Annotated in this window: 1 protein-coding gene; it reads left to right on the top strand. The window is 69.5% G+C overall.

From position 1 onward, the window contains the following. Nucleotides 1-275: AI-2E family transporter (locus EKO23_RS24840; protein ID WP_134721273.1), on the top strand; the 275-nt coding region annotated here is incomplete at its 5' end. Nucleotides 276-498: the final 223 nt, after the last annotated feature.

Genomic DNA, 498 nt, shown 5'->3' with positions numbered 1-498 from the left:
TCGCCTACGGATCGGGAGGGCTCGGCGTCGCGATCGCCATGCTGGCCATCGTGCTGCTGGCCAACAACACCATCCAGAACCTGATCGAGCCGTTCGCCTTCGGCAGTCGCCTGCACCTGCACCCGCTCGCGGTTCTCCTCACCGTCACGACGGCAACGATGCTCTTCGGCGTGATGGGGGCGATCCTCGCTGCGCCGCTGACCTCGGCGGCCGTGAACGGGTACCAGCAGCTGCGCACTCGAGAAGCGGGCGTCCGCGGAGCTTCTGGAAGCTGAGCCGCGAGGGACTGTCGTCCGGGGAGTACCAGCCCGCGGGTCAGGATGCCTCGTGCGTGGCCTCCGGAGCTTCGGACGAAGGCGTCCGGGTGGGGCTCGGACTGGCACTCGCAGTTTCAGGCTGCCGAGCCGACGAGCTCCTGCTACGCAACCTCACCCCCCGCAGCCAGGACGCCGCTCTGCAGGGCGACCGCGGTGGCCTTGTCGACGGTGCCGGTCACCG

The sequence above is a fragment of the Nocardioides guangzhouensis genome, assembly GCF_004519545.1.
Lineage (GTDB): Bacteria > Actinomycetota > Actinomycetes > Propionibacteriales > Nocardioidaceae > Nocardioides > Nocardioides guangzhouensis.
This window is presented reverse-complemented; position numbering and strand designations above follow the sequence as displayed.